The 6,431-nt window shown below is 51.0% G+C and carries 6 protein-coding genes; 3 read left to right on the top strand and 3 right to left on the bottom strand.

The genetic code is table 11. The features are described 5' to 3' along the window. Positions 1 to 339 precede the first annotated feature (339 nt). The 3 genes from KI362_RS24425 to KI362_RS24415 form a co-directional block, all read right to left on the bottom strand. Complete coding sequence (locus KI362_RS24425) at positions 340 to 1,278, bottom strand: ABC transporter permease (RefSeq protein ID WP_374705714.1); 939 nt, start codon at positions 1,276 to 1,278, stop codon at positions 340 to 342. A 137-nt stretch (positions 1,279 to 1,415) separates the two neighbouring features. Continuing rightward, positions 1,416 to 2,438, bottom strand: a complete 1,023-nt coding sequence (locus KI362_RS24420; RefSeq protein ID WP_301630882.1) for an ABC transporter ATP-binding protein — start codon at positions 2,436 to 2,438, stop codon at positions 1,416 to 1,418. Between the two features lie 3 nt (positions 2,439 to 2,441). Then, positions 2,442 to 3,602, bottom strand: a complete 1,161-nt coding sequence (locus tag KI362_RS24415) for a COG1470 family protein (RefSeq protein ID WP_301630881.1) — start codon at positions 3,600 to 3,602, stop codon at positions 2,442 to 2,444. A gap of 168 nt (positions 3,603 to 3,770) precedes the next feature. On the opposite strand from KI362_RS24415, the gene KI362_RS24410 reads away from it, so the two are divergent. The 3 genes from KI362_RS24410 to KI362_RS24400 all read left to right on the top strand — a co-directional run bounded on the left by KI362_RS24410 (position 3,771) and on the right by KI362_RS24400 (position 6,064). Then, positions 3,771 to 4,385: an RNA polymerase sigma factor gene (locus KI362_RS24410; RefSeq protein WP_301630880.1), complete on the top strand. Its 615-nt coding sequence runs from the start codon at positions 3,771 to 3,773 to the stop codon at positions 4,383 to 4,385. Next, on the top strand, positions 4,351 to 5,250 hold the full coding sequence (locus KI362_RS24405) for an anti-sigma factor domain-containing protein (RefSeq protein WP_301630879.1): 900 nt from the start codon (positions 4,351 to 4,353) through the stop codon (positions 5,248 to 5,250). The genes KI362_RS24410 and KI362_RS24405 overlap by 35 nt, the downstream gene beginning before the upstream one ends. 76 nt (positions 5,251 to 5,326) lie before the next feature. Further along, positions 5,327 to 6,064 carry an MBL fold metallo-hydrolase gene (locus tag KI362_RS24400; RefSeq protein WP_301630884.1) on the top strand — a complete coding sequence of 246 codons (738 nt, stop codon included), beginning with the start codon at positions 5,327 to 5,329 and terminating at the stop codon, positions 6,062 to 6,064. The last annotated feature ends 367 nt before the right edge of the window (positions 6,065 to 6,431 follow it).

Here is a 6,431-nt window from a genome sequence, read left to right as displayed (position 1 = left end):
TCCTTTTTGTTTTATAGCTCTGATTGTGGAAAGTCCAATGGGTTGAGCTTACTTCTCATTATTTCCACAATTAACCTACGTAGTAGCAATTAGGATGTCGGTTTCGTTCATTATAACTAGACCAAGTTATGTACAAAGAAACCGTCTCTTTTTGGTTTATGGTTGGGTGGTACCTCCATTTCCAGAGAGCGGTTTCTTTTTGTTGGATGAAATGAAAGGGGGTGCCCCTCAATTCATCTTATGATGACTTTTGGGACACACTCGCTTCGGATGCACACTTCACACGTTGCCCCCTGCACGCAGCATCATTAGCTTTGGGACAGCCTCTTTGTATAAGGATTAGGCTCTGGAACGAACCTCTTGACGCATAAACAGGGCATAGGAGATGCCAAAGCAGACCATTGTCGCCGCGATCAGACCGGTGAGCTGCGGCCAGACCAGCAGAAGGCTCTGCCCCAATGACAGGGGACTTGAGATCGCACCGACTAATTGATCCATAGTTAGCGGTCCAAGTGAACGAATGCCTGGCGTGAGCAAGGTTGTAATTGTCTCGGAGAAAAGCTCGGTTGGCGATAGTCTGTTCAGCATCAGCACCAGGTTCATCTGACGAAGCTGGGCCGAGACATCGGCAGTTTGCGTTACGGCAGTTGCACTGTTCACCAGTCCGATAATCATGCTGTAGAAGATTGTAAAGAACAACCATACTGCGATCGACGAAAGCGCCGAGGTCGCAGCCTGTCTGAAGCGAATCGAAAACAAAATGGACAGGTTCAGCCAGAATCCGATGTATATGACGGCAATGAACAAGAACATCACGATGCGGATGAACTCCTCCGGTGTCGGCGGATAGCCGATGGTGAACAGACTTAGCCCCATTACAAGGAAGCCAAGGGAGAAGACGACGACAAAGATCAGGAACAAGGCCGCCATGAATTTGGCGATGATAAAATCATCGCGATAGATCGGTTGAGAGAGCAAGCGTCCAAGCGTTCCCTTGTTCCGCTCAGAATTAACCGCATCAAATCCGAGTGCAATTCCGATTAAAGGTCCCAGCCAGGACAGAAATGTAGTAAATGAAGGAATAGACAGGCTTGCACTGGTTAGTGTGAACATGCGAAGGAAGAGAAATTCGTCTCCTCCGGTGTTATTATCAAGCGATCCCCCGCGAATAGCAGATACAGCACCGTAAATCGAGCCGATGCAGGCGAGGAGAATGATACCGATTAGAATGACGAAGCGCCAGGAATAAATATGGTCGCCGATTTCCTTGCCGATCATGATACGAAGGGATGAGACGGAGCTGCGCTCACGAGGAGTGCCAGCGGGCTTATCCTTTTGCAGTATTTTTCGGATGCTCTCTTTGAACCCGTTCATGAGATTCCGGATATGCTGCTGAAGCGGGGCTTCCATGGATTTCATTGATCTGTCCTCCCTTCAAAGAACCGGTGATAGATATCATCCAATCCGAATTCCTTCCGTCTCAGGTAAATAAGCTCGGCCTGACTCTGAATGACGGTCTCGGCAATCAACGGTGTAAGATCATAACTGCAGACGATGGTGAATAACCGGGGCTGCTCTCCGTCAACAGCATGATACTCAAACGAGCCCGGTTCAGATTCCAGAGGAAGGATCTCCTTGACCCCGTCCAGGGCTTGGAGCTGCTCTGTCAGGCCTTGCGGCCAAGAGACGGCGCCAATCTCAATAAACACACTTCCGTCCTGATTAAGCTCATTGGACAGCGTCCGAATATCGCCGGCCGCGATCAATTTTCCCTTTACAAAAATCCCCACACGGTCACAAATCTGCTGGACCTGATGCAAATGATGGGAAGACAGAAGGACAGTCAACCCTTCGTCCCGGCTAAGGGAGGAGATCAGTCCAAGCAGCTCGCGAACACCCTCCGGGTCAATACCCAATGTGGGCTCATCAAGAATAATAACCTCAGGCTGCTTAATCAGCACATCGGCCAAACCGAGTCTCTGACGCATGCCCCTGGAGAAGGTGCCAACCTTATTGCCGGCGCTATCGGTAAGTCCGGTCTTCTCTAACAGAGAGTAGGCTCGTTCACGGGCTTCCGTCTTATTGAACCCATTTAATCTGGCTGTGTAGACCAAATTATCGATTGCGCTCCGGTCATCATAAAATCCTACATCGTCCGGCAAATAGCCGACCTTCCGTTTTACCGACAATGCCTCCCATACCGGGTCATGACCGCAGATTTTGGCTTGCCCGGAGGACGGCTCGGTTAATCCGAGCATCATGAGAATCGTCGTTGTTTTACCGGCTCCGTTCGGTCCAAGCAAACCAAAGATTTCTCCCTTGGCAATACGCAAATCAAGATGATCTACAGCCGTCATGTCCCCGTATCTTTTGGTCAAGCCCTCAAGCTCAATAATCGCTGTCTGATCTGTTGTTTGAATTTGCAGTGATCTGGTCATGGCTTATCTTCTCCCGAATTTCCGGAACAGATAGTAGATTCCTGCAACGACGGCCAGAATAATCAGAACTCCGATCCATCCCCATATGACCGAGGACTCCACAGTAATTCGCAGATCGGCAGAGGCGCTTTTAGCAGATGAATTTGCGGTTACACTGACCACATAGTCGCCTGCCAGCGATTTGTTGCTTGATTTGATCGTGGCTTGAACGGGCTTACTCTCTCCTGGAGCGATGGATGTTATTGTCGATGGGGAGAAGGATACTTCCCATCCGGTTGGTGCATTGGCGGAAAAAGAAAGATCCTGAAGCTCAGCGGTTCCCGTATTGTGTACGACGAAGTCCAGCTTACGCGTGCCTCCCGACTGGATGTCCGCACTCAATAGATTGTTGCTTGTTGTCAATTCCATGCCATAGGTGCCGGTAATGACGGCTTCTAATTCAGCCTGTGCCATTGAATCTCCACTAGATGCGGCGATCGGAATCGTATAGGTGTCAGCCTGAACCATTTCCGCTGGCTTTACTTCTATAGAGATCGATTTTTCCGTGTTTGGCTCTACCTCAACAGAGGTTACACTGGTCCCGTCGGATTTGAAACGCACATCCCATCCGCTGGGCGCTTGGGCGGTGAGTGCATAGGTTTGGGTGGTAGAGGTGCGGTTGCGCAGCACGGCGCTATACGTAAAGCTGGAATCCGAATACCCTTCCATATTCGCCTGGTCTACATTCAACTCGGTATTAAACGTTCCTTGTTCCGAAACTTGGATGACTAACGGAAGAACAGCTTGGCCTGCACGAAGGGTAAATGTATAGCGTCCTTTATCCACCTGCAGCGGCACTTTGAGTTGAAGGCTGATGGTTTGAGACTCATCGGGTTTTACAGCTAATTTCGAAATATCGCGCCCTCCGGCTGTCATGACGGACTCCCAATTGTTGCCGCCTTGGTCCAGCGTGATATCAGCAGTCAGGGTGGATGAACTATGGTTGATCAATTCGATCGAATAGGATACGGTTTCGCTGGGGGCTGCGGACCAATCTACATAAGGCGTGTACAGCTCGAGAGCATCGGCCGCCCTGGCTTCGGGTGCCTGGATAAATCCACTGAACCCAAGGGCAGTGAACAGCGTAAGCAGCAGCAGAGCTGCTTTTCGAAGTGATGAAAGCATGCGTGAATTCCTCCTTGAACGATGTAAAAGTATAAATCGTCTATGATACGAACAGGAGAGACGATTGGATTTAATCGGCCGCGAATTTTTTTGAACGGCTTTTCAAACCGGGATTTTTCTGGTAAAACGGGGTACAGAGGGAGATGCTTCGTTTCAGGGGGGACGGACATGAGCCTGCAAAATGAAAGGTTGGCACGTGCGCTGAAAGAAATGGGAGAGGGCTCCGTTGAAGCCTTCGACGTATTCTATAGCGAGCTTGCTCCATTTATCATGCAGGTGGCAATGAAGACCATCGGGGACCGAATGGAAGCCGAGGATATTTGCCATGAGGTTTTTTTGGAGGCGCTTCGTAAGGGGCAGGACTATGATGCTGGGCGCGGGAGCATCAAAGCCTGGATGGCAGTCATGACGAGAAGCCGTTGTCTGGATCGGTTACGGAGAAAGCAGCGGGTGGTTCCAACTCAGGATTGCAATCTGGAGTTCAAGGGCAGAGCTGCATCGGGAGAAGACATGGCGCTGGCGCGTTTGGAACGGGAAGCAGTAAAGGAGGCAGTGATCTCACTGCCGATTTCGCAAAGAAAGGCGATTATCGGGTCCTACTTTTTCATGCAAACTCAGCGTCAAATGTCGGATGCCTGGAACGTGCCGCTAGGGACTGTGAAGTCGTGGATGAGATATGGACTTGGCAACCTGCGCAAACAATTGGAAAAGCAAGGCTGGATGGCCGTAACGGAAGGGAGCGGACAGGATGGACACGAATCGGCACAATCGACTGAGCGATAATACTTTCTCTGCCCATTCCTGCAAAGAGGGGAAGGCCGGAGCTTCCCGTTTCTGCTCGTCTTTCTATCCGGAAGAAGTCTGGGTTGACCTGGTGATGGGGAGCTTGCCGGAGAGAGAAGCCGAGCACTTGGGACAGCATTTGCTGGAATGCTCGTATTGCCGGGATCAGGAGCGTTATTGGAGAAGCATGCTGGAGGAGGAGTATACCGATGACACAGCCGAGACAAAGCCCAGGGACCGTGGGTTAGTAGCCCATACTTTTGGTAAGGACAGCAATCTGGCTGTACTGGAGGGGACGCCCTCAGAATGGCTTCGCCTCCGGCTCAGAGTCCGGGTGCGCTTTCTTGGTTTGCTCCGCTATGCACGTTCCCTTCTATCCGGAGGCCGTCGTGCCGGCATGTGGATTGCCGCATCCTGCTGTCTGCTGCTTGTTGCGTTCGGACTCCTTTTCACGCAATATACCCAAAGAGAGCATGATGCGTGGGGGCAATATGTTCAGGATTATGAGCCGTCCGCTGCGACATTAATGTCTAATCCGAATAGCATCGCTTATCCGATTCAGATCGGACAGTCGGGTACGGAGTTCGGAATGCTTTGGTACAATCAGGGCTCAGAGGAGCTTTTGATGCTAGTGGATGGTCTTGTCCCCGATGTCAATCGAAGCGTCAGGGTTTGGGCTGTTCGTGACGATGGCAGGGACAGTCTGGGGCTGCTTCAATATCACCAGCTCCGCGCTCATCTTTATGTTAAAAACCGTGATGAGCTCCGAAGGGCCAATATGCTGGAATTGACTATTGAGCCTGTAGAGATGGTGCATCCTGATGGAATGGCGCCTGTGATCCAATTCAAGCTGAATCAACAATAGCTTCCGAACGGATGGAAGAGTAGAGAGAGGGTGCGACTTGAAGGACAGACTGGTATTTTTAGGCACCGGAGACGCGATGGGGGTACCGCGGGTTTATTGCGAATGCGAGGTATGCCAGGAAGCACGGAGCGGCGGAGTGAATCGTCGGTATCGTTCCATGGTGTCCGTTGAATCCGATGAAGGCGATGGATTTCTGATCGATTGCGGTCCGGATTGGCGCAGCGCTATGGAGAGACGAGGCCAGCGGTTCGCAGGAACCATCCTTGTCACGCATGCTCATTTTGATCATATCGGAGGGCTGCCGGAATGGGCGGATGCCTGCCGCTGGCTGAATCGCCGGGGTCAGCTGTATGCTCCTCAGGAGGTGCTTGAGCAGATTCTAAGACAATATCCCTGGCTGGATCGAAATCTGGATCTCCATACGGTGGATGGTGGAAGTGATCTCTGCGGCTGGAAGTTAACCGGCTGGAAGGTGAATCACGGGAAAAACGGATACTCCTATGCCTATCGTCTGGAGCAGGATAATTTCGCCTGGGCCTATTGCCCGGACTCCATTGCGCTTCCGGATGAGCAACTCCAGCCGCTGTATGATCTGGACCTGCTTGTGCTAGGCACAAGCTTCTATCAGGAGAAGGCTGAATTCTCTACCCGCTCCGTTTACGATGTGACAGAAGCGCTGGAGCTGCTGAAGGAGCTTAAACCCAGACAGACGAAATTCACACATATGTCGCATGATATAGATTTGCGGCAGGATTATCATTTGCCGGAGCAGGCAGGCTTTGCTGAAACGGATGAATGTGTAATTCTGAAATAGAAAAAGCGGATTTGCAGGGCCTGCGTCCTGTGAATCCGCTTTTTAAACATATCAGAAACGCGGCACTTGTCTCGGCGAATGAACACTCGAACGTGATACGGAAGCAACTTCAGGCACGCGCTCGGTATGCATTGCATTCGTGGCAAAGCGGATCTTCTTGCAGCGCAGCGCATTGCAGTTAAACTGCAAAGGCAAAGTAGCTAGGGCATAAGTGTGAAGTTTGCTGTAGAAGCGGAGCGTTCGCCTTTGTGAGCGGATTTCCTCCCTGTCAGAACTTGGTCCAATTGAAGAAATCCGTGAACAACAGCGATCGAAAGCAGACTTCACACGTTGCCTCTTTAACGTGCCTTCTTATGTTTAGCTACTA

It is taken from the genome of Paenibacillus apis, from assembly GCF_018333295.1.
GTDB classification, from domain to species: Bacteria; Bacillota; Bacilli; order Paenibacillales; family Paenibacillaceae; genus Fontibacillus; species Fontibacillus antibioticophila.
This window is presented reverse-complemented; position numbering and strand designations above follow the sequence as displayed.